The following is a 20926-nucleotide window of genomic DNA, read 5'->3' on the forward strand; positions in this document are numbered from 1 at the left end:
CCCCCATGCACGCCGATACCGAACGAGTCATCGAACGCCCCACCGACCTCAGTGCCTCCTGGCTGGCCGCGGCTGTCGGCGCCGGGAGCGTCGCCGATTTCGCCGTCGAGCGCATCGGTACCGGTCAGATGAGCGAGTGCTACCGCGTCCGGCTCGACTACGCCGACGCCGACTCGACCGGACCGGGCTCGGTCGTGCTGAAGGTCGCGGCGACGGATCCGGTGAGCCGGCAGACCGGCCTGGCGCTGGGCCTCTACGAGCGCGAAGTCCGGTTCTACGGCGACATCGCGCCGCGGCTCGGCGGGCCGATCGCGCCGTGCTACCACGCCGCGATCGACACCGCGACCGGAGCGTTCGACCTGCTTCTTGGCGATGCCGGGCCCGCGGTCGTCGGTGACGAAATCGCCGGCGCCACAACCGAACAGGCCACCCTGGCGGTCGCCGAACTGGGGCGGCTGCACGGCCCGCTGCTCGGCGATACGTCGCTGGCCGAAGCGCCCTGGCTCAATCGGGACGCGCCGCTCAACCAGGCGATGATCACCCAGCTCTACGCCGGATTCATCGAGCGTTACGGCGAGCGGATCGCCGCGGAGCACCGCGCGGTGTGCGAACACCTGATCGCCGCCTTCGACGGGTACCTGGCCCAGGAATCCGAACCGGGCCGGGTTCAGGGTCTGGTGCACGGTGACTATCGACTGGACAACATGCTGTTCGGTACCCCCGACGCCGACCGCCCGCTGACGGTCGTGGATTGGCAGACCGTGTCCTGGGGTCCGGCACTGACCGACCTGGCGTACTTCCTCGGTTGTGCGCTGTCGACGGGCGATCGTCGCGCCGGCTACGACGCGTTGCTGCGCGCCTACCACCTGGCGCTGGGACCGGCGGCGCCCCTCACCGTCGACGACGTCGCCGAAGGTGTGCGCCGGCAAAGCTTTTTCGGCGTCATGATGGCCATCGTCTCGTCGATGTTGGTGGAACGCACCGAACGTGGCGACCGGATGTTCATGACGATGCTGGAACGGCACTGTGACCATGTGCTCGACACCGACGCGTTGGCGACGCTGCCCGGGCCGGTGGCGCTGGAGCCGCTGCGCCCCTCGGAGGAGGATGAGCTCGCGCACCCGCCGACCGACGAGCCGCTGTGGAGCGAGAGCTGGTATGCCGACTTCGCCGATGCGGCACAGGGATTGGGTGGTTGGTTCCGCATCGGCCTGGTAGCCAACCAGCGGACGGCGTGGGTTCACGCGCTGCTGTGCGGGCCCGCGATGCCGACGGTCGCCGTCGATACGCAAATCCCGCTGCCGACAGACCCGTGGGTGCTGAACGCCGACGCCTTCGAGGTCCGCCACTCCGCGCCCGCGCCGCTGCAAACCTACAGCGTCGATGTCCGGGGACGGGCTGAGGCGTACGACGACCCGGCGGCATTGTTGCGCGGGGAGCCGGGAACTCCCGTCGACATGACGATGCGTTTGGTGTGGGCCACCGACGGCACCCCGTACACATACCGGCTCACGACGCGGTACGAGATCCCGTGCACCGTCTCGGGCACCGTCACGGTCAACGACACCAGCTACCACGTCGACTCCGTCCCCGGGCAGCGCGACCACTCGTGGGGCGTGCGCGACTGGTGGAGCATGGATTGGATATGGAGCGCGCTGCATCTCGACGACGGCACGCATCTGCACGGCGTGAACATCCGGATTCCCGGCGCACCCGCCTTCAGCATCGGCTACGTTCAGGGCGCCGACGGCACGGTCAGCGAAGTGCAGACCGTTGGCTCGCGGGAACCGTTCGGCGCCAACGGGTTACCGCTGAACGCCACTCTGACCCTCGATCCGGGTGGCATCACCGCCGACCTCGACGTGCGCGGTCACGCGCCGGTACTCCTGACCGCCGACGACGGGCGGGTGAGCCACTTCCCGCGCGCCTGGGCCAGCGTCAGCACACCGGACGGCCGCACCGGCGTTGGTTGGGTGGAATGGAACCGCAACCTCGGGAATCCGAAATAACCCCGGTTCGGGATGGTGTGCCCTCACCCATCGTGGTGATGGGTGTCTCCGGTTCGGGCAAGTCGACGGTGGGTTCCGCGCTCGCACAACGCCTGCGGGTGCCGTTCGTGGATGCCGACACCCTGCACCCAACGGCCAACGTGGTCAAGATGGCCGCCGGTGAACCGCTCACCGACGACGATCGCTATCCGTGGCTGGAGCGGGTGGGTCAGTGGCTGGCCGGCCACCGCGACGGCGGGGTGGTGAGCTGCTCGGCACTCAAACGCCAACACCGCGACCGCTTGCGCGCACACTGCCCACGCGTCGAATTCCTGCATCTGAACGGTTCACCGGAAGTGGTTGACCGCCGGATGTCGGCGAGGACCGGCCATTTCATGCCGCCCGCGTTGCTGCGGTCGCAATTCGAGATCCTGGAACCGCTCGGCGCCGACGAGCGTGGCGTCACCATCGATATCGAATACGATGTCCGTACCATCGTCGACACTTTCCTGAAATACTCAGCGCCACAGTGGAATTCGGGCGGTTGAACCAGATGTACCAATCCGTGGTTGGGCTCGTCGTCGTGTTGCACTTCGCCTTCATCGGTTACGTCGTCGCAGGCGGTTTCCTCGCGCTTCGCTGGCCGCGCACGATCTGGTTGCACGTCGCGGCGGTGATCTGGGGGATAGCCATTGCCGCCAAGCGCGTCGACTGCCCGCTGACCTGGCTGGAACGCTGGGCCCGCGCCCGCGCCGGAATGGGGCCACTGCCACCGGACGGATTCATCGCCCACTACATCACCGGGGTGATCTACCCGGCGGGTTGGGTGGTCGGCGTCCAGCTCGCCTCGTTCGTGGTGGTCGCGGTGTCGTGGGCGCTATACGCGCGGCGCCGCGCCAACCGGCTCCGGAACGAACATGCGGCTACCAGGGACGCCGGCGACGGCTCTTGACCCCGCCGCCGACCCGGTCGCGCGCGGTGTCGGCCAATTGACCGCCCTGTTGGCGCGCGGCCTCGGCGAGCTCCACGCCGCGAACCCGAGCCGTGTCGGCAAGCTCGACGCCACGCGCCCTAGCCGTGTCGGCGAGCTCCGTGCCGCGCACCCGAGCCGTGTCGGCCAGCTTCTCACCACGCTTGCGCGCCTTCTTTGCCAGCGGCCCGCTCTTTTCGGCCGCCGTACTCGCGAGCTCTTCGCCACGTTTGCGTGCCCTCTTCGCCAGTGGCGCACCTCGCTCGGCGGCGGTGCTGGCAAGCTCGCGTCCGCGCTCGAGCGCGGCCTCGGCGTAGGGCGCGCTTCGCTCGGCGGCGGTGCTCGCCAGTTCGCGCCCACGTTCGAGCGCGGCCTCGGCGTAGGGCGCGCTTCGCTCGGCGGCGGTGCTCGCCAGCTCGCGACCGCGCTCGGCCCCGACCTGCAGGCCGTGCACGATCTTCTCGCCGAGTTCGCCGAAGTCGGCGTCGAGCGTGTCCTGCGAACCCGGCAGCGCCGAGGACACCCGCTCGGAGAGACGTGCGGCCGCCCGGCGTCCGCGCCATCCCAGCGATGGCTTGCCCGCGGTGTCCGCGGACGCGATGACCAGCCCGCCCACCAGGCTCAGATCTTTCAGGAATGCTTGGCGCAACTCGGCTTTGCGCTGCGGGTCGCTCTCGGTCCAGAACATGTGCGTACCGAGGTTGGCCGGTAGCACCGTCAACGCCAGGGCAGCCGACGCGACGCGTGGCAGCTTGCCGGTGGCGAGCAGCAGGCCGCCCCCGATCTGAACGGCCGCGGTGATTTGCGCGAACGTCTGGGGGTCGCTGGGAATCTTGCTGCCCACCGGATCTGGCAGCGACTGCAGGCCGTCCACCGCGGGGGCCGCGGCTTCCGCCGCCGACTTGGGGTTGAGCAGCGATTCGACGCCTTGGCCGATAAACGCAACGGACAAGAGGGGTCGTGCGATTCTGCGGATCAACATGGCAGGTGGGTTACCCGACGCTCCGGCAAACAAACCGGCGACGCATCCCCCCAGCTGTCCGCGGTCGTGCCGGTGCGACGACAGGCGGCGATAGGCTGGATTGCGTGCGAGCGTTGATCATCGTCGACGTCCAAAACGACTTCTGCGCGGGCGGCTCGCTGGCCGTAACGGGCGGCGCCGCCCTGGCCCCTGCCATCAACGACTATCTGGCGGGCCGGCCGCGCTACCAGCATGTCGTCGCCACTCAGGACTTTCACATCGACCCGGGCGACCACTTTTCCGACAAGCCGGACTTTTCGACCTCCTGGCCGCCGCACTGCATCGCGGGCAGCTTCGGAGCCGATTTTCATCCTGACCTCGACACCGGACCGATCGAGGCGGTCTTCCGCAAAGGCGCCTACGCCGCCGCGTATAGCGGCTTCGAGGGCGTCGACGAGAACGGAACACTGCTCCTCGACTGGTTGCGCCAGCGCGATGTCGACGAGGTCGACGTGGTCGGAATCGCCACCGACCACTGCGTCCGGCGCACCGCCGAGGACGCTGCCCGCGCCGATCTGACCACTCGGGTGATCGTGGATCTCACCGCGGCCGTGGCGCCCGATTCGGCCGCGACGGCCCTCGCCGAGATGCGATCCGCCAACATCGAGTTGGTCCAGAGCCACTGATGGTGGTGCCACTGGACCGGGAGCGTCTGCTTGCCGCAGTAGAGCGCTCGCCGCAGTCGGTCGCCGCGCACGACCGCGACGGCTGGGTGGGCGTCTTCACCGCCGATGCCCGGGTTGAGGACCCGGTGGGATCGCAGCCGCACGCGGGACACGAGCAGATTTATCGCTTCTACGACACCTTCGTCGGTCCACGTGACATCAAGTTTCATCGCGATCTCGACATCGTCTTGGGCACCACCGTGCTGCGTGACCTCGAGCTCGAGGTGTCGATGGGGCCGGCCGTGACGATGTACATTCCCGCGGTCTTGCGCTACGACCTCCGAGAAGCCAACGGCCAGTGGCAGATTGCCGAGCTGCGGGCCTACTGGGAATTGCCTGCGATGATGCTGCAGTTCCTGCGACGCGGGTCCCGAGCCGTGACGCCCGCCCTGCAGCTGTCACGAGGCTTGGTTGCAAATCAGGGATGGCGGGGGACCGCGGGCTTCATGGCCGGCTTTCGGCGGGTCGGGGCGCGGCACAAAAGACTGGCGGAGGCTTTCCTCGGCGCCGTTGCACGCAACGACTCGGCTGCCGCTATGCGCGCGCTATCACCGAGTGCCCCAATAACTTTGGGTGACGACAATCCGCTCGACCCCGCCGAACTCGTCGAGCAACTCGCCGGGGCCAGCTGGAGCAAGGTGATAGCCGCGGGCACGACGGTCGCGGTCTCGGTCAACTCGGATCACGGGCGCGGCATCATGTTCGCCGATATGGTCCGGCGCGCCGACACCATCGACCAGATCCGGTATTTCCCATCCTGACCCCGCTCGCTGCCTGGCCTAGCTCACTGCGCGACCATCAGCGCCAGCGCCGCGGCCGACAGGCACAAAAAGGCGCCGGGAAACGCGATGTTGTAAAGGACGCGGGCCCGCAGGTGCGTGATCACCGCGCCGACAAAGAACAGGACCAGGCCGACGGCGGCGGCAATTCCCAAGGCCCGCAGCCCCAGGAGCCCGACAGCCAGGCCGGCGGCGCCGGCCAGCTTCGCCGCACCCAGCGCCGGCAGCCAGGACCGTGGCACCCCGACCTCGGCCGAGTTTGCCAGCACGAATTTTGCGGGAATGAGGTCCGCGACGGCGATTGCCGCGATGACGACGGCGGTGGTCACGGTTACCGCGATGAATGTCGTGTTCATGGGTCAATCCTGGTGCGGCGCACAATCGGTAGGGTCATGGTGCTGGGTCTCCTTTGCGACAGAGGGTTCGATGAATGCGGTCATCTGCTTGACGACTCCCATGCGGAAAAGGTGACCTTTTGAGCGCTCCGGAAAGGCTCGAGGATCTCGCGCAACGGTTCGACGCGGATCGCCGACATCTGAGGTCGGTCGCGTTTCAGCTGCTCGGCTCGGCCGCCGACGCCGATGACGCGGTGCAGTCGGCCTGGCTCAAGGCCAGTCGTTCGGATTTCGGCGCCGTCCAAAACCTCACCGGCTGGTTCACGACGATCACCGCGCATGAGGCGCTCGACCAGCTTCGGGCGCGCAAGCGGCGCGGCGAACAACCGCTGGCCGACGCCGACGACCTGGACCGGCTGGCGGGGACGGGTTCGGCGCCGGCCGACGAGGACGCGCTGCTGGCCGACTCGGTGAGTCGCGCGCTGCTGATCGTGCTCGACCGGCTCTCACCGGCGCAGCGCGTTGCGTTTGTGCTGCACGACGTGTTCGCCATGCCATTCGAGACGATCGCGGATCTGCTGGAGCGGTCGCCGGCGGCCGCGAAGAAGCTGGCAAGCCGGGCCCGTGGCCGAGTGCTAAGCGGTGCGCCCGCCGAACCTCGCCGCGCGGAGAAACACGTCGAGATCGTAGAGGCATTCCTGGCCGCCTCCCGCGGCGGCGATATCGCGAGATTGCTCGAGTTGCTCGCACCCGGCGTGCTCCGCCGGGTCGACCCGACGCTGGTTCCCGGCGATGTGCCGATCGAGGTGCGCGGCGCACGGGAGGTGGCCGAGGAGACCCGTCGCTTCGCCCTGCGGGCGCGGGCGGGAGTCGTCCTGCTCATCGACGGCGCCCCGGGCGTCGTGATCGCGCCGCGCGGGCGTCCCCAGATCATGCTGCGGATCGGCATCGGAACCGACGACCGCATTCACACGATCGACATCACCGGCGACGCCGAGAGCCTGCGCCGGGTCGTTCTCGCACTGCCGCGTTGGCCGGTCACGGGGCAAGATCGGGAGCACCATGCTCGATAAGCCGATCGGACGGCGGAGTCTGCTGCGCGGCGCGGGTGCGCTCACCGCGGCGGCGCTGGCACCGTGGCCCGCCGGCTGCGCCGCCGACGACGAAGCGTTGACCTTCTTCTTCTCCGCCAATCCGGACGAGCGCGACGCCCGGATGCGCATCGTTGACGAATTCCAGCGCCGCCACCCCGACATCAAGGTCCGCGCGGTGTTGTCGGCGCCTGGCGTCATGCAGCAGCTGTCGACGTTTTGCGCCGGTGGCAAGTGCCCCGATGTACTGATGGCGTGGGAACTGACGTACGCGGAGCTCGCCAACCGGGGAGTGCTGCTGGATCTCGGCACCCTGCTGGCGCGGGATCCGGCCTTCGCCGCGCAACTGAAGTCCGACAGCATCGAGGCGCTGTATGAGACGTTCACGTTCAACGGCGGACAATACGCATTCCCCGAGCAATGGTCGGGAAACTACCTGTTCTATAACAGACGGCTCTTCGCCGAGGCCGGTGTGCCCGCGCCGCCGCGAACATGGGATCAGCCGTGGAGTTTCGCCGAATTTCTCGCCGCCGCACGCGCTCTCACCAAGCGCAACGGTTCGGGCCGTACCAGCCAGTGGGGCTTCGTCAACACCTGGTCGTCGTACTACTCGGCCGGGCTGTTCGCGATGAACAACGGTGTGCCGTGGGCCACCCCGCGGATGAATCCGACCCACTTCAATTTCGACAACGAGGGGTTCATCGAGGCGGTCCAGTTCTACGCAGACCTGGCAAACCGGTATCGGGTGGCGCCCAACGCGTCCGAGGTGCAATCGATGTCGACACCCGATCTGTTCGCGGCGGGCAAGGCGGCGATCGCACTCGGCGGCCACTGGAGATACCAAACGTTCATGCGCGCCGACGGCCTGGATTTCGACGTCGCGCCGCTACCGGTCGGACCGCGCCGCCAGGGGCGGGCGGCTGCCTCCGACATCGGCACTACCGGGCTGGCCATCTCGGCGAGCAGTCAACGTAAGGAGCAGGCCTGGGAGTTCGTCAAGTTCGCTACGGGTCCTGTGGGGCAGGCGTTGATCGCCGAGTCCTCCCTATTCGTCCCGGTGCTGCGGTCCGCGCTCGACTCGAGGGGATTCGCCGACGCCCACCAGCGGGTCGGCAACCTCGCCGTGCTCACCGAGGGGCCCGCGCATTCGGAAGCGCTGCCGGTCACACCGGCGTGGGAAAAGGTCGCCGCCCTGATGGACCGCAACTTCGGGCCCGTGCTGCGCGGGTCCCGTCCCGCAGCATCGCTGGCGGGAATGTCGGGCGCCCTCGACGAGGTGCTGCGCACCCCATGACATCGGTCGACTCCGCGCCGGTTGACGCGAAACGCCCCAACGGCCCCCGCCCAATGCGACGCCGCGCGTGGGCCGGTCGCTTGTTCGTCGCACCCAACCTGGCCGCGGTCGCGGTGTTCATGCTTTTTCCGCTCGGGTTCTCGCTCTACATGAGCTTCCAGAGCTGGGACGTCTTCCGACCGCCAAAGTTCGTGGGAACGAAGAACTTCGAAGACCTTTTCACCTCAGACCCACTGTTTTTGATTGCGATCCGCAACACGGTGATCTTCACCCTGGGCACCGTCGTGCCGACCCTGCTCATCAGCCTCGTCGTCGCCGGCGTGCTGAACCGAAAGGTCAAGGGCATCGGTATCTTTCGGACGATCGTCTTCATGCCGCTGGCCATCTCGTCGGTGGTGATGGCCGTCGTGTGGCAGTTCGTCTTCAACACCGACAACGGGCTGCTCAACATCATGCTCGGCTGGATCGGGATCGGCCCGATCCCGTGGCTTGTCGACCCCCGGTGGGCGATGTTCTCGCTGTGCATGGTCAGCGTGTGGCGCAGCGTTCCCTTCGCGACGGTCATCTTGCTGGCCGCGATGCAGGGGGTGCCCGAAACCGTGTACGAGGCGGCCAAAATCGACGGGGCGGGCGAGATCCGGCAGTTCGTGTCCATCACCGTGCCGCTGATCCGCGGGGCGATGTCGTTCGTGTTGGTCATCTCGATCATCCACGCGTTTCAGGCCTTTGACCTGGTCTACGTCCTCAACGGCGCGAACGGCGGCCCGGAGACCGCCACCTATGTGCTGGGCATCATGCTGTTTCAGCATGCGTTTTCGTTCCTGGAATTCGGCTATGCGTCAGCACTGGCGTGGGTGATGTTCGCGATCCTGTTGGTGTTGACCGTGTTTCAGTTGCGGCTCACCCAGCAGCGCTCTCGGGAGGCCTCCAGTGGTCTCGGCTGATCGTGTGTTCAAGCGAAATGTCCTTCGCGCGCTGCTGGTCTACACCACCCTGATCGCCATCGCATGGTGTTGGCTGTTTCCGATCGCATGGGCGGTGTCGGGTTCGCTGAAGCGGGAAGGCGAGGTCACCGAGCCCACCCTGTTGCCGGCCCACCCGCGGTGGTCCAACTACACCGAGGTGTTCTCGCTGATGCCGTTCGGGCGGATGTTCTTCAACACCGTGTTGTACGCCGGGTGTGTCACGGCCGGGCAGGTGTTCTTCTGCTCGTTGGCCGGCTATGCATTCGCGCGACTGCAGTTCCGCGGCCGTGACACGTTGTTCGTCTTGTACCTGGGCACGCTGATGGTGCCGCTGACCGTGACGGTGATCCCGCAATTCATTCTGATGCGAACCTTCGGGTGGGTGGACACGCCGTGGGCGATGATCGTGCCGGGCCTGTTCGGCAGCGCGTTCGGCACCTATCTGATGCGGCAGTTCTTCCGGACGCTGCCAACCGATCTCGAGGAAGCCGCGATTCTGGACGGTTGCTCGCCCTGGCAGATCTACTGGCGGATTCTGTTGCCGCATGCGCGGCCGGCGGTGATGGTGCTCGCGGTGCTCACCTGGGTCAACGTGTGGAATGACTTTTTGTGGCCGCTGCTGATGCTGCAGCGCAACAGCCTGGCGACCCTGACGCTCGGCCTGGTCCGGCTGCGCGGCGAATACGTAGCCCGCTGGCCGATAATCATGGCAACCTCGATGCTGATCATGGTGCCGCTTGTACTCATCTATGCGATCGCGCAGCGTTCCTTTGTGCGCGGCATCGCCGTCACCGGGCTCGGTGGGTAGCACATGGCTTCGGTGACTTTCGAGGGGGCGACGCGACGTTTCCCGGGCGCGGATCGGCCGGCCCTGGATGGCCTCGAGCTGGCGGTCGGCGACGGCGAGTTCGTCGTGCTGGTCGGGCCGTCCGGATGCGGCAAGACCACGTCGCTGCGGATGGTGGCCGGCCTGGAGACCCTGGACTCCGGGCGGATCCGGATCGGCGATCGCGATGTCACCCACGTCGATCCCAAGGATCGCGATGTCGCGATGGTTTTCCAGAATTACGCGCTCTATCCGCATATGACGGTTGCGCAGAACATGGGCTTTGCGCTGAAGATCTCCAAAACTTCTAAGGCCGAGATCCGCGAGCGGGTGCTGGCGGCGGCGAAACTGCTTGACCTGCAACCCTATCTGGATCGCAAACCCAAGGACCTTTCCGGTGGGCAGCGCCAGCGGGTGGCAATGGGGCGCGCGATCGTGCGCCGCCCCCAGGTGTTCCTGATGGACGAGCCACTGTCCAATCTCGACGCGAAGCTGCGGGTGCAGACCCGCAACCAGATCGCGGCGCTGCAGCGACGACTCGAAACCACCACCGTCTACGTCACCCACGACCAGGTGGAGGCCATGACCATGGGCGATCGCGTCGCGGTGCTGTGCGACGGCGTGCTGCAGCAGTTCGCCACCCCCCGCGAGCTCTACCGCAATCCCGGCAACGTCTTTGTCGCGGGATTCATCGGTTCCCCGGCGATGAATCTGTTCACCCTTCCGATCGTGGACTCGTCGGTATCGCTGGGGGATTGGCCCATTCGGGTGCCCCGCGAGATCGGGGACGCCGCGACCGAGGTCGTCGTCGGGGTCCGTCCCGAACACTTCGAGCTGGGCAATCTCGGCGTCGAGATGGAGGTCGACGTCGTCGAAGAGCTCGGGGCCGACGCCTACCTGTACGGCCGAATCACGGGTTCCGGCAAGGTGATCGACCGGCCGATCGTGGCCCGGGCCGACGGGCGTCACCCGCCCGAGAAGGGCAGCCGCGTGCGCCTGCATCCGGAACCGGGGCATTTGCACTTCTTCGGCGTCGACGGCCAACGAATTTCAGTGTGATGCGCCTGATCTTGTGGCGCGCCGTAACGACGTTTGGCCGCAAGGCTTCCTAGTATTGCCGCGTGGATCGCTACGGACCCGATGTTCTCGCCGCCGGCCGGCGCAAGCCCCGTTCGACTGAGCACCAGGCCGAGCTCGGACTGGTCGTCGAGGATGCGGAGACCGGCTATGTGGGGGCGGTGGTCCGCGTCGAACACGGCCGCCTCGAACTGGAGGACCGACACGGCCACGTCCGCGGTTTCCCGCTGGGCCCCGGGTACCTGCTCGAAGGCCGCCCGGTGATTCTCACGGCGCCGCGACGCCCGGCACGTGCCGCCGCGGGCAGGACGGCGTCGGGGTCCGTCGCGGTGCCCGGCGTGCGCGCCCGGGTTGCCCGCGCCAGCCGCATCTATGTGGAGGGCCGCCACGACGCCGAACTCATCGCACAGGTGTGGGGCGAGGACTTGCGCATCGAAGGTGTCGTCGTCGAGCACCTCGGCGGGGTGGACGACCTGGTCGGCATCGTGACCGAGTTCGCTCCCGGCCCGGGCCGGCGGCTGGGCGTGCTCGTCGACCACCTCGTGGCGGGCTCGAAGGAGGCACGCATCGCCGACGCGGTGCGCCGCGGGCCGGGCGGCCCGCACACGCTGGTCGTCGGGCACCCCTACGTCGACATATGGCAGGCGGTAAAGCCGCAGCGGCTCGGCCTGCAGGCGTGGCCGAAGGTGCCGCGGCACGTCGAGTGGAAGCACGGCGCATGTCAGGCGCTCGGGTTGACCCATGCCAACCAGGCGGACATCGCCGGCGCGTGGCGACACATCCGTTCGCGCGTGCGGGACTGGAACGACCTGGAGCCGGCGCTGATCAGCCGAGTCGAAGAACTCATCGACTTTGTGACGCAGCCTGCCGGCGCGTGAAAGCGAGGTAAACCCCCCGCTTAACGGCGGCGGTTAGTTAGGCTACGCTAACTTGGAGGTCCCGATTGGCGGGACAGGAACCGGGTGGATGCAGGGGATATACGGCGTTTTCATAGGCACCTTCCTCATCGGCCTGCGCGAAGGCCTGGAGGCGACGCTCATCGTGAGCATCGTTGGCGCCTTCCTCAAGCGCAACGGTCAGTCGACGCGACCGATGTTCATCGGTGTCGGCCTGGCCGTGGCGATCAGCGTCGCGGTTGGCGTCGGGTTGGATCTGGTTTCGGCGACCCTGCCGCAGGCCCAGCAAGAAATGATGGAGACGGTCATCAACGCCATCGCGGTCGTGTTCGTGACCTCGATGATCATCTGGATGAACCGCAACGCCCCGCGGCTCAAGGGCGAGCTCGAGCGTGAGGCCCGTCAGGCGCTCAACCGGGGCGGGGCGCTGGCGCTGGTGATCATGGCCTTCCTCGCCGTGCTCAAGGAGGGCTTCGAGACGTCGGTGTTCCTGCTGGCGGCCGCCGAGACGTCGCACGGCAACCGGTGGTTCTCCGTGCTGGGCGGGGCCGCGGGGATCGCGGCATCGATCGCGCTCGGCGTCGGCCTGTACTTCGGTGGTTTGAAACTCAATCTCGGCCGGTTCTTCCGTGTCACCGGGGTGTTTTTGGTACTGATCGCCGCCGGATTGGTGATGGGGGGCCTGCGCACCGCGCACGAGGCCGGCTGGGTGACCATCGGCCAGCAACAGGTGTTCGACTTCTCGGCGTGGATGCCCAGCCAATCCATGCTGGGTGCGCTGATCACCGGCGTGTTTGGTCTGCCCCCCGATCCCCGCCTCATTGAAGTGCTCGGCTGGCTTCTCTATGCGGTCCCGGTGCTCGTCGTGTTCCTGTGGCCGGCCCGGCTCGCCGCCTCGCCCCGAATCCGGCGTCGCCTGTTGGCCGCCACCTCCGCGGCCCTGCTCATCGCCGCGGCGCTGCTGGCGATCGCGGTGCCCGCGGGTGGCTCCGCAGCCGGATCGCGAACCCGCGCCGTCACCGACCGCCTCGGTCACTCCGCCAGCGTGTCGCTGCTCTCAAAACCCGACGGCCGCTCGCTGGCGATCACGGGCGGGGACGGTACCCGCAGCGTCGAACTCGCCGCGGCCGGTCTCCAGACCGTGGGCGGGGTCACGGTGCAGGCGTGGCAGGCGACGGTTCCCGCCGACCCCGGCCCCGGCTCCCCGACGGTCGCGCTGGAGGAGTTGTCGAGCCTGACCGGGGGGCGGCTGCCCGTCGGCGTGACACTGGCCCGCACCCCGGGCCCATTCCGGGCGCAGTGGGCCGCCAGCACCGTGTATACGGTTCTGGCCCAAGGTGATTCGGTCGTGAGCGCCCAAGCGAACAGTAATCGTACCGCCGTGCTCACCGGCGGCGGGCTCGCCGGCCCGAAGACGGTGAGCATCGGCGCGTTGCCCACCGATTGGTCCACCGCCGGCGCCGAAGACCAGGCGACGGCGGCACGCATCTCGGCCAGCGCGCGTGAGCGCGACGAGCGGCAACTCTGGAAAGTCTGGCTTCCGTTGGTGCTGGGCGCATTCGCGGTGGGGTGCGCCCTGGGCGCGGTAGTTTCGGGACGCGGTGACCGCGGGGGCGAACAGGAGAGGAGATCCATCGATGGTGAATCACACCGTCCGGGCACGGTGCCGGTTTCGTGAATTCTGGCTGACCGCACCGGCTTTGCTCGCGGTCGTGGCGTTGACCGCGTGCGGCCACTCGAGCGGCAGCTCGACCCCCGCGAAACCCGGCGGCAAGAACGCGGTGAAGGTGACGATGGCCAACAACGGCGGCAAGGACGGCTGTGCGCTGGACACCACCAGCGTGCCCGCCGGGCCGGTCACCTTCACGGTGGTCAACACCGGCGCGCCGGGGATCACCGAAATGGAGTTGCTCAGGGACCAGCGCATCGTGGGCGAAAAAGAAAACCTCGCGCCCGGCCTGGATCCGGTGTCGTTCACCATCACCCTGGACGGCGGCTCGTATCAGCTGTATTGCCCCGGCGCCAGCGCCGAATATCAAACCCTGACGGTGACGGGCCAAGCGCCGGCGACGCCGACGGGCACGGTGGCGAGCATTCTCAGCCAGGGCACCAAGGACTACGGCGCCTACATCGTCAACCAGATCGCTCAGCTCGGCGACGGCGTGAGGGCGCTCGACGCTGCCGTGCAATCGGGCAACGTCGATGCCGCGAAAGCGGCCTACGCGAAGGCTCGGCTGTTCTGGGAGCGATCGGAATCCAGCGTGGAGGGCTTCGTCCTGCCGGGCTTCGCCGTCGGCGACAACGCCGGCAACCTCGACTATCTGATCGACATGCGTGAGTCCACCCCCGTCGACGCCAAAGTCGGCTGGAAGGGCTTCCACGCCATCGAACGCGACCTGTGGCAGGGCGGCGCGATCACCCCGGGCACAAAGGCGTTCAGCACCGAATTGGTCGGCAACGTAAGCAAATTGAACACCACCGTCGCCACGCTTCAATACAAGCCCGAGGACTTGGCCAACGGCGCCAGCGATCTCATCGAAGAGGTGCAGAACACCAAGATCACCGGCGAAGAGGAGGCCTTCAGCCACATCGACCTGGTCGATTTCTCGGGCAACGTCGAAGGCGCTCAACAAGCCTACGCTTCGCTGCGACCAGGCCTGGAGAAGATCGACGCCAATCTGGTCAACCAGATCGATCAGCAGTTCCAGGCGGTGCGCACTGTCTTGGACGGCTATCGCGACCCGTCCGCATTGGGCGGCTACCGAACGTACACGCCGGCGCTGCGGGCCAGCGACGCAACCAAACTCACCGCGGTGACCCAGCCGCTGCACCAGAGCCTGTCCACCGTCGCCCAAAAAGTCGTCTCGGCAGGCTGACCATGGCGGACGACGAGCTGGCCGAATCCGCCCCGGGGACGGGGAATGACGTGGAGTCGCCGGTGGACAACGGCGGCGTATCGCGCCGGCGCATGCTGGGCGGCGCCATGCTGGCCGGGCTCACCGGCACCGCGGTCGGCGCCGTCGGCGGCGGGTTCGCCGGCTACGCGACCGCGGCCACGCAGCGCGACGACGACAACGACACCGTCGACCTTCGCCGCAGCTACCCGTTCTACGGCCAGACTCACCAAGGCGGAATCGCCACGCTGCCACAGCGTTACGCGGTTTTCATGTCTTTCTCGCTGTCCGACAGCGCCAGCCGCCGCGATTTGCAAGGCCTGCTGGCGCGCTGGTCGGCCGCGGCCGCGGTGCTGCAGCAGGGCAATCCCGTCGGCACCGTGCAGCCGCAGGTCGAGGTGCAGCCGCCCACCGACACCGGGGAGGCGTTCGGGCTCAGCCCGGCCAGCCTCACCGTCACCGTCGGCCTGGGGCCGTCCCTGTTCGGGGAACGCTTCGGGCTGGCCGCGCGGCGCCCCGCCGTGTTCACCGACCTGCCCCCGCTCAACGGCGACAACCTCGATCCCCGCCTGCATGGGGGCGACCTGTCGGTGCAAGCGTGTGCCGACGACCCACAGGTCTGCTACCACGCCGTGCGCAACCTGGCCCGGCTCGGCCGCAACATCGTGTCGCCGTTCTGGGCGGTGCTGGGGTTCGGACGAGCCTCGGCCGGCCCCGGCCAGCACACGCCGCGAAACCTGTTGGGATTCAAGGACGGTACTCGCAACATCACCACCCAGGCGGAATACGACCGCTTCGTCTGGGTCGACAACAGTGACCAGGCCTGGATGAACGGGGGAACGTATCAGGTCGTCCGGAAAATCCGGATGCTGATGGAGACCTGGGACGTCGACCGCGTCGGTAATCAGCAGAAGATCTTCGGCCGCACCAAGGAGGAGGGCGCGCCGCTGAGCGGCAAGGCCGAGTTCGACACGCCGAATTTCAGCGCCAAGGGCGCCGACGGCGATCCGCTCATCGACCCGCGGTCGCACATCGGGTTGGCCGCCAGAGAAAACAACGACGGCATCATGATCCGCCGGAGGTCCTACAACTACACCGACGGCCTCGACGCAAACGGCCAACTCAACGCCGGTTTATTGTTCGTCTCCTATCAGAACGATCCACAGCATTTCATCCGGCTACAGAACCGCCTCGGGGCCAACGACCTACTCAACGAGTACATCCGCCACATCGGCTCGGCGATCTTCGCGGTGCCACCCGCACCCGCCGAGGGACACTACATCGCCCAAAGCCTGTTCAGCTGAACAACATTCACCACTAGCTGCCCGCCCCGGCATCACCGTCGGGTCGCAGCAGAAAGTCGGCGACGATCACGGCCATCGAATCGATCACGCTGCGGGCCATGACCTCGAAACCGTGGGTGCTCAAGGTGGGCAGGCACAGTAACCCCGCGCGCGGCGTCAGCCCGTTGGCCTTCGCGTGAGAGGCGTCCGATTCGAATGCGCCTAGCGCGGCCGCCTGGGGCTCCAGTTCCCGGTCGGCGGCGATCCTCATCAGCCGGTCGGCGACGTCCTTGTCGTAAACACACAAAGCATCGCTGTAACCGACGATCGGACCGCCGGCGACGCTGGTCCCGTACTCCTGCTCGGTAGGCCCGACCTCGAGGGCGAGTGTGAGGGTGCCGGGCAGTGACGCGCTGGCATAGGAGCCGCCCACGCCGCCGATCTCCTCGTTGGTGGTGAACACGAAATAGGCGTCGTGGGCGGGTCGTTCGCCGCGATCGCGCAGCAGGCGGGCGGCGCGCAGCAGGGCGGTGACCGCGGCGCGGTCGTCGAGGAAGTAGCAGCCGACGTAGTCTCCGATCTCGACCAGCGTCCTCTTGCTCCGCTCCACGCACACGCGGGTGCCGGCGTGCACCCCCGCGGCATCCAGCTCATCGGGACTGCGCCCGGTGAAGATGTACACGTGCTGCCAGTCGAGCGCCTTGTCGCCTTGATCGGGCTTGGTCTCCCAGATCCGCGGGCTCTCCTTGGTGGTGTGCTCGGACCCGAGCGTGAGCACCGCGGTGAACGTCTCGTGGTCGCCGAGCACGGCGACCGGGCCGAGCCCGAAGTTGCCGGGATACATCGTCCCCAATTGCGTCACGTGCAGCGTGCCGTCGGACTCAATGCGCTTGACGATCATGGACAACTCGTCCATGTGCGCCATGACCCGCGTCGAGGTGGCCGGACCCGCCGTCGTGGCGGACCGGTGTGCGGCGCCTTCGGGGAGACCCTCGATGGCGCTGAGGTAGCCGACCAGGTTGCCGGCGTCGTCGGTCCACATGTCGTCGACGACGGGTTGGAGTTCGCGGGCGCACACGTCGCGCACGGCATTTTCCTGGCCGCACGGCCCGTACGTCCACAACAGCTCCTGCAACAGGCCGTCGGTGGACTGATCGTGGTGTTCCATCGGGTCCCCCTCGTGTCAGTGCAACGGTATCGGTTCGGAGGCGGTTGATCGTCGCCCGACCGTCGTGAGCGTCCACGCGCACAGCGCCGCAACGTCACGCCCGGCGCGCATGACCGTTCGGTCGGGACGGACGAGGGCGGCGGTGGCATACCCGCGCCGCAGCCACATCGCGAGCACGGTGCCGGGTTGAGCGACCACCACGACGACCCCGCGCTGCCGCAGCGATACTGCTACCTGAGCGCCCGGCGGAGTGGACGTGATCATGGCAAAACCGGCCCCCACCACGTCGTCGAGCCGATCACCATCGGGCAGAACGGGATTCGGGCACAGCGTGCCGGCCAGCCCGCCCGGCCGGCGGGCCCTGCGCACCAGGGCGGAAGAGTGCAAAGCCGGCGTGGTGGAGTCGACAACCTTCTCGCGCAGACCCGGGACCAGCCGCAGCCGGGGCAGGGCCACGCGGCGCACCAGGTTGCCCAGCCGGCCGCCGCCGGTCATCGAGCGACCGACTGTGAGCGCCAGCCGAATCATGGCCCGGGCGTGTGGTTTACGCTCCTGTTCGTAGCTGTCCAGGACGTCTATCGAGAGCGTGCCGTTTACGACCCCGGCGATCTTCCAAGCGAGGTTCATGGCATCGCGCAAGCCCGCGCCCATGCCCTGGCCGATGAATGGGGGAGTGAGGTGCGCCGCGTCGCCCAGGATGAAGACGTTGCCGCGGCGCCACCGATCGGCGATTTGGGCGCGGAAGGTGTACTCGGTGACGCGCAGCAGGGTCAGGTCGCCGTCGTCGACGCCGGCGGTCCAGGGCGCGATCAACGGCCGCAATGACTCCAGAGTTCCGAAGTCGTCAGCACTTTCGCCGGCTAGCAACTGGAACTCCCAGCGGTACCGCGCCGTTCCGATGCGCATGTACGTTCCCGCGCGAACCGGGTCGCAGATTTGATGCACGCCCTCCCACTGGTGTAGGTCGGCCGCGGCGGCGACGTCGGCGACGAGCCAGCGCTGTTCGAACTTCAAATCGTGCATGACCGAGCCGATCTGCGCCCGCACCACGCTGTTGGCGCCGTCGCAGCCCAGCAGATACGCGGAATCGACGTGGTGAACCTGGCCGTCGGAGCGGTCGGCGAACGTGACCCGCACGTATTTTCCGTTGTCCGTCACCTCGGTCACCTCAGTGTCGCCGCGCAATTGCGCGTTCGGAAAGCGCTCGAGGTTTGTGCGTAGCAGGGCCTCCAATTCCGGCTGGTCGAACATGTTGGCCTGCGGGAAGCCATTGCGGCTACGCGACGTGTCGCGGTTGAACTCGGCGAGCACCCTGAATCGGTTGTCCAGCAATCGCAGCCCCAGCGTGGGTCGTGAAATCGCCGCGAACTCGTCAGCGATCCCCAAACGGGCGATGACGCGGTAGATTTCGTCGTCCAGGTGCACGGCGCGCGGTTGCGGGTATACGCCGGGCCAGCGGTCCAGGACGAGACATTCCACGCCGTATTGCGCCAGCAGGGTGGCCGCGGTGACGCCGGTCGGGCCCGCGCCGACTACGACAACGGGAACGTGCCGAATGGCCTTGTCGGTCACGCGAATCGAACAGCGCTTCGCTGCGTCCCGAGGTCGATCGCCCCGTCGTCGGTGGACACGGACGCCTCCACGATGTCGCCGTGCCCCAGATACTTCGGGTTGCCGGCCTGACGTTTGAAAAACGCCTTCCACTTGATCGCGGGCGGCAATAGGTTTCCGATGATCTCCACCGGCTTGGGCGGTGCGCTCAGTGCGGTGCCGACCGGGGTGCCGGTGAGGATGAGGTCGCCTGCGGCGAGTTCCTGAAACTGGGTGAGCGACTGCAGCGCCTGCAGTGGTCGGTACAGCATGTCCCCGTCGACGAGCGCGTTCTGCCGCTCCTCGCCACTCACGCTCAGGCGCAGCCGCAGCTCGCCGAACCGCTTGAGCTCGTCGGCGGTCAGTAGCACCAACTCCGGACCGACCGGGGTGAACGTCGGATAGGACTTGGCTTCGTAGAACTGTGTCTGCGGAAGCTGTATGTCGCGCGCCGAAACATCATTGGTGACGACCAGGCCGGCGACGAATTCGGCAAGGTTGGCCTCGGAAATGCTTGTGCCGACCGGGATTGCGCGCCCGATCACCAACCCGATCTCCACCTCGTAGTCGAGGAGCTTCACGTGTGCCGGTTTGACGATGTCGTCGAACGGCCCGTTGATCGACGCCGATGCCTTGCGAAAGAAGGTCAGCGGAACCGTCGCCGGGTCCATGCCCGCATCCTTGACATGCGAGGCAAAGTTGGTCATCTGGGCCACAACTCGGCACGGCCTGGTCACCGGCGAGATCAGCTTGAGGCTGTCGACGGCGACGCTGTCCGCGCTGACGGCCGCATCGATCGCGGCGCGGTCGGCCAGCAGCTGCGCGGTCGTGGTCGCGGCGGTGTCGATTATCGCTGCGCCGTTCGGCGTTTTGCGCCACCACGCATGGCCGGTTTCAGAAGCGCTGTGCAGGACGGACACGGTCATGAGGTGGGTACTTTCAGGAGGCCGAAAAGGCGGCTGACGTCGAACTCGTTGGTGTCGCGAAGGGCGGAGATCATCGAAACCAGTTCGTGGCGGGCCGATTTGAACCCGGTCCCGAGGAAGTCTCTGCTCACCGGCGGCCCCCACTGGGCCAACCTGGAGGCGGCGAAGGGCGCCCAACCCGGTTCGAGGGTGTTGTCGAACATGTCGCCGTCGGCGAAGTGCTCGACCAGGAAGCCGTCGGGATCGCGCCAGTAGTCGAAGATCTGGCTGCCCTGGATGTGTCTGCCGATGCCCCAGGACCGGAAATAGCCGCGTTCCCTGAGGTATTCGCCGCCGGCCGCAAGGGCGTCGATGTCGCTGACTTGGTAGGCGGAGTGCACGTAGCGGTTGGACGGACCCAGCGCAAGCGCCAGCGTATGGTGATCGGCCGGTGTGGATCCCCGGTCGCAGCGGATGAAGCACATAGCAGGCCCGCGGCCGCGCTGGCCGGGGAAGAACAGGAAGTCGCTGACGATCATGCCCAGGTTGTCCAGATACCAGTTCAGCGTCTGGAGGTACTTGGTCGACTGCACCACCAGGTGACCCAGGCGCTGCACCCGAGCGGGCGCACGCGGGGGGCGTTGACCGGCGTTGGTGCGCTGCACGTCGTGGCCGAAGTTGAACACGTGCGGCGACTGGCTTGGGAGCGCCGGCAGTTCGTGCATGCCGGCGACGACCCGCACCGGCATGCCGCTGGGATCGACGAGGTCGACCGACAGGCCGCCGATGGTTTCCGGCAGCGGCCGCGCGGGGGCGCCGGATTTGTCGGCCAGCCGCAGCACGTCGGCCTCATCACCGGCCCGAAACGCCGCGCCGGTGAATCGCGTCCGCTGCCCGCGGCGCACGATCACGCACGGCGCGCCCGCATCGGTGCCGCGCAGTTGAACCTCGTCCGGACCGTGGTGTTCGGCGTGAAAGCCGAAGGCCCGCGCGAACGCCTCGGCGCGCGTCAGGTCGGGCTTCTCGAATTCCAGCCAGGCAATGTCGGCGATTTTGATCACCGGGTTGCGCGAGCGGCCGGGGTGTTCGCCGGGTAATGCGCCCTGCTCACTGTGCAGGTCCCGGTGGGCGCCTTGCGTCTGCATCATTGACCATCCCTCTAACTGACGAAATCGTCAC

The 20926-nt window shown here is 67.4% G+C and carries 20 protein-coding genes; 14 read left to right on the forward strand and 6 right to left on the reverse strand.

Annotated features, from left to right (window positions below; translation table 11 throughout):
• Positions 1–5 precede the first annotated feature (5 nt).
• From ACQI5H_RS08380 to ACQI5H_RS08390, 3 genes are read left to right on the forward strand one after another with little or no spacing between them, the layout of a single operon-like run.
• A complete protein-coding gene (locus tag ACQI5H_RS08380; RefSeq protein ID WP_427078935.1) occupies positions 6–2009 on the forward strand; it encodes a phosphotransferase in 2004 nt (667 codons plus the stop codon).
• Positions 2010–2047: 38 nt separating this feature from the next.
• Entirely contained in the window at positions 2048–2536 is a 489-nt protein-coding gene (locus tag ACQI5H_RS08385) for a gluconokinase (RefSeq protein ID WP_427079114.1), read from the forward strand.
• Between the two features lie 5 nt (positions 2537–2541).
• Entirely contained in the window at positions 2542–2940 is a 399-nt protein-coding gene (locus ACQI5H_RS08390; RefSeq protein WP_427078936.1) for a DUF2784 domain-containing protein, read from the forward strand.
• Here the strand turns inward: ACQI5H_RS08390 and ACQI5H_RS08395 are convergent.
• On the reverse strand, positions 2912–3940 hold the full coding sequence (locus ACQI5H_RS08395; protein ID WP_427078937.1) for a DoxX family membrane protein: 1029 nt from the start codon (positions 3938–3940) through the stop codon (positions 2912–2914). The two genes, ACQI5H_RS08390 and ACQI5H_RS08395, sit on opposite strands and share 29 nt — an antisense overlap.
• A 104-nt stretch (positions 3941–4044) precedes the next feature.
• Here ACQI5H_RS08395 and pncA point away from each other — a divergent pair, with 104 nt between their 5' ends.
• Positions 4045–4605: a pyrazinamidase PncA gene (pncA, locus tag ACQI5H_RS08400; protein ID WP_427078938.1), complete on the forward strand. Its 561-nt coding sequence runs from the start codon at positions 4045–4047 to the stop codon at positions 4603–4605.
• Complete coding sequence (locus ACQI5H_RS08405; protein WP_427078939.1) at positions 4605–5405, forward strand: nuclear transport factor 2 family protein; 801 nt, start codon at positions 4605–4607, stop codon at positions 5403–5405. Before pncA ends, ACQI5H_RS08405 begins: the two co-directional genes overlap by 1 nt.
• Positions 5406–5428: 23 nt before the next feature.
• Here ACQI5H_RS08405 and ACQI5H_RS08410 read toward each other — a convergent pair whose 3' ends face one another.
• The gene (locus tag ACQI5H_RS08410; RefSeq protein ID WP_427078940.1) at positions 5429–5779 is read right to left on the reverse strand and encodes a DoxX family protein; all 351 of its coding nucleotides are present in this window, start codon (positions 5777–5779) and stop codon (positions 5429–5431) included.
• Positions 5780–5898: 119 nt separating this feature from the next.
• Here ACQI5H_RS08410 and ACQI5H_RS08415 point away from each other — a divergent pair, with 119 nt between their 5' ends.
• From ACQI5H_RS08415 to efeB, 9 genes are all read left to right on the forward strand, one after another.
• Positions 5899–6831 carry a sigma-70 family RNA polymerase sigma factor gene (locus tag ACQI5H_RS08415; RefSeq protein WP_427078941.1) on the forward strand — a complete coding sequence of 311 codons (933 nt, stop codon included), beginning with the start codon at positions 5899–5901 and terminating at the stop codon, positions 6829–6831.
• Positions 6821–8143, forward strand: a complete 1323-nt coding sequence (locus ACQI5H_RS08420; protein WP_427078942.1) for an ABC transporter substrate-binding protein — start codon at positions 6821–6823, stop codon at positions 8141–8143. Before ACQI5H_RS08415 ends, ACQI5H_RS08420 begins: the two co-directional genes overlap by 11 nt.
• 53 nt (positions 8144–8196) lie before the next feature.
• Positions 8197–9087: a carbohydrate ABC transporter permease gene (locus ACQI5H_RS08425; RefSeq protein WP_427079115.1), complete on the forward strand. Its 891-nt coding sequence runs from the start codon at positions 8197–8199 to the stop codon at positions 9085–9087.
• Positions 9074–9916: a carbohydrate ABC transporter permease gene (locus tag ACQI5H_RS08430; protein ID WP_427078943.1), complete on the forward strand. Its 843-nt coding sequence runs from the start codon at positions 9074–9076 to the stop codon at positions 9914–9916. Before ACQI5H_RS08425 ends, ACQI5H_RS08430 begins: the two co-directional genes overlap by 14 nt.
• Positions 9917–9919: 3 nt before the next feature.
• A complete protein-coding gene (locus ACQI5H_RS08435; RefSeq protein WP_427078944.1) occupies positions 9920–10993 on the forward strand; it encodes an ABC transporter ATP-binding protein in 1074 nt (357 codons plus the stop codon).
• 62 nt (positions 10994–11055) lie between these two features.
• Positions 11056–11889, forward strand: coding sequence for a DUF3097 domain-containing protein (locus ACQI5H_RS08440; protein WP_427078945.1), 834 nt, complete (start codon positions 11056–11058; stop codon positions 11887–11889).
• Positions 11890–11977: 88 nt separating this feature from the next.
• A complete protein-coding gene (efeU, locus tag ACQI5H_RS08445; protein ID WP_427078946.1) occupies positions 11978–13585 on the forward strand; it encodes an iron uptake transporter permease EfeU in 1608 nt (535 codons plus the stop codon).
• Complete coding sequence (gene efeO, locus ACQI5H_RS08450; RefSeq protein ID WP_427078947.1) at positions 13545–14783, forward strand: iron uptake system protein EfeO; 1239 nt, start codon at positions 13545–13547, stop codon at positions 14781–14783. The genes efeU and efeO overlap by 41 nt, the downstream gene beginning before the upstream one ends.
• Before the next feature lie 2 nt (positions 14784–14785).
• Positions 14786–16105, forward strand: a complete 1320-nt coding sequence (gene efeB, locus ACQI5H_RS08455; RefSeq protein ID WP_427078948.1) for an iron uptake transporter deferrochelatase/peroxidase subunit — start codon at positions 14786–14788, stop codon at positions 16103–16105.
• 13 nt (positions 16106–16118) lie between these two features.
• On the opposite strand, the gene ACQI5H_RS08460 is transcribed toward efeB, so the two are convergent.
• Genes ACQI5H_RS08460 through ACQI5H_RS08475 form a run of 4 tightly spaced genes read right to left on the reverse strand, consistent with a single transcriptional unit; the run spans position 16119 to position 20892 of the window.
• A complete protein-coding gene (locus tag ACQI5H_RS08460) occupies positions 16119–17252 on the reverse strand; it encodes a M20/M25/M40 family metallo-hydrolase (RefSeq protein ID WP_427078949.1) in 1134 nt (377 codons plus the stop codon).
• 15 nt (positions 17253–17267) lie between these two features.
• Positions 17268–18824 (reverse strand): bifunctional 3-(3-hydroxy-phenyl)propionate/3-hydroxycinnamic acid hydroxylase, encoded by a 1557-nt coding sequence (locus ACQI5H_RS08465; RefSeq protein WP_427078950.1) that lies wholly within the window; start codon positions 18822–18824, stop codon positions 17268–17270.
• Positions 18821–19768 (reverse strand): fumarylacetoacetate hydrolase family protein, encoded by a 948-nt coding sequence (locus tag ACQI5H_RS08470; protein WP_427078951.1) that lies wholly within the window; start codon positions 19766–19768, stop codon positions 18821–18823. The genes ACQI5H_RS08465 and ACQI5H_RS08470 overlap by 4 nt, the downstream gene beginning before the upstream one ends.
• Positions 19765–20892: a VOC family protein gene (locus ACQI5H_RS08475; protein ID WP_427079116.1), complete on the reverse strand. Its 1128-nt coding sequence runs from the start codon at positions 20890–20892 to the stop codon at positions 19765–19767. The genes ACQI5H_RS08470 and ACQI5H_RS08475 overlap by 4 nt, the downstream gene beginning before the upstream one ends.
• Between the last annotated feature and the right edge of the window lie 34 nt (positions 20893–20926).

The organism is Mycobacterium heidelbergense (assembly GCF_050205645.1).
Classification (GTDB): domain Bacteria; phylum Actinomycetota; class Actinomycetes; order Mycobacteriales; family Mycobacteriaceae; genus Mycobacterium; species Mycobacterium heidelbergense_A.

What these genes read in the sequence shown, in the direction of transcription:
- ACQI5H_RS08435 (WP_427078944.1), top strand. Translation starts at nt 9,920, where the DNA reads ATGGCTTCGGTGACTTTCGAGGGGGCGACGCGACGTTTCCCGGGCGCG.
- ACQI5H_RS08385 (WP_427079114.1), top strand. Translation starts at nt 2,048, where the DNA reads ATGGGTGTCTCCGGTTCGGGCAAGTCGACGGTGGGTTCCGCGCTCGCA.
- ACQI5H_RS08405 (WP_427078939.1), top strand. Translation starts at nt 4,605, where the DNA reads ATGGTGGTGCCACTGGACCGGGAGCGTCTGCTTGCCGCAGTAGAGCGC.
- efeO (WP_427078947.1), top strand. Translation starts at nt 13,545, where the DNA reads ATGGTGAATCACACCGTCCGGGCACGGTGCCGGTTTCGTGAATTCTGG.
- ACQI5H_RS08425 (WP_427079115.1), top strand. Translation starts at nt 8,197, where the DNA reads ATGCGACGCCGCGCGTGGGCCGGTCGCTTGTTCGTCGCACCCAACCTG.
- ACQI5H_RS08475 (WP_427079116.1), bottom strand. Translation starts at nt 20,892, where the DNA reads ATGCAGACGCAAGGCGCCCACCGGGACCTGCACAGTGAGCAGGGCGCA.
- ACQI5H_RS08410 (WP_427078940.1), bottom strand. Translation starts at nt 5,779, where the DNA reads ATGAACACGACATTCATCGCGGTAACCGTGACCACCGCCGTCGTCATC.
- efeU (WP_427078946.1), top strand. Translation starts at nt 11,978, where the DNA reads ATGCAGGGGATATACGGCGTTTTCATAGGCACCTTCCTCATCGGCCTG.
- ACQI5H_RS08460 (WP_427078949.1), bottom strand. Translation starts at nt 17,252, where the DNA reads ATGGAACACCACGATCAGTCCACCGACGGCCTGTTGCAGGAGCTGTTG.
- ACQI5H_RS08395 (WP_427078937.1), bottom strand. Translation starts at nt 3,940, where the DNA reads ATGTTGATCCGCAGAATCGCACGACCCCTCTTGTCCGTTGCGTTTATC.
- ACQI5H_RS08470 (WP_427078951.1), bottom strand. Translation starts at nt 19,768, where the DNA reads ATGACCGTGTCCGTCCTGCACAGCGCTTCTGAAACCGGCCATGCGTGG.
- ACQI5H_RS08420 (WP_427078942.1), top strand. Translation starts at nt 6,821, where the DNA reads ATGCTCGATAAGCCGATCGGACGGCGGAGTCTGCTGCGCGGCGCGGGT.
- ACQI5H_RS08380 (WP_427078935.1), top strand. Translation starts at nt 6, where the DNA reads ATGCACGCCGATACCGAACGAGTCATCGAACGCCCCACCGACCTCAGT.
- ACQI5H_RS08390 (WP_427078936.1), top strand. Translation starts at nt 2,542, where the DNA reads ATGTACCAATCCGTGGTTGGGCTCGTCGTCGTGTTGCACTTCGCCTTC.
- efeB (WP_427078948.1), top strand. Translation starts at nt 14,786, where the DNA reads ATGGCGGACGACGAGCTGGCCGAATCCGCCCCGGGGACGGGGAATGAC.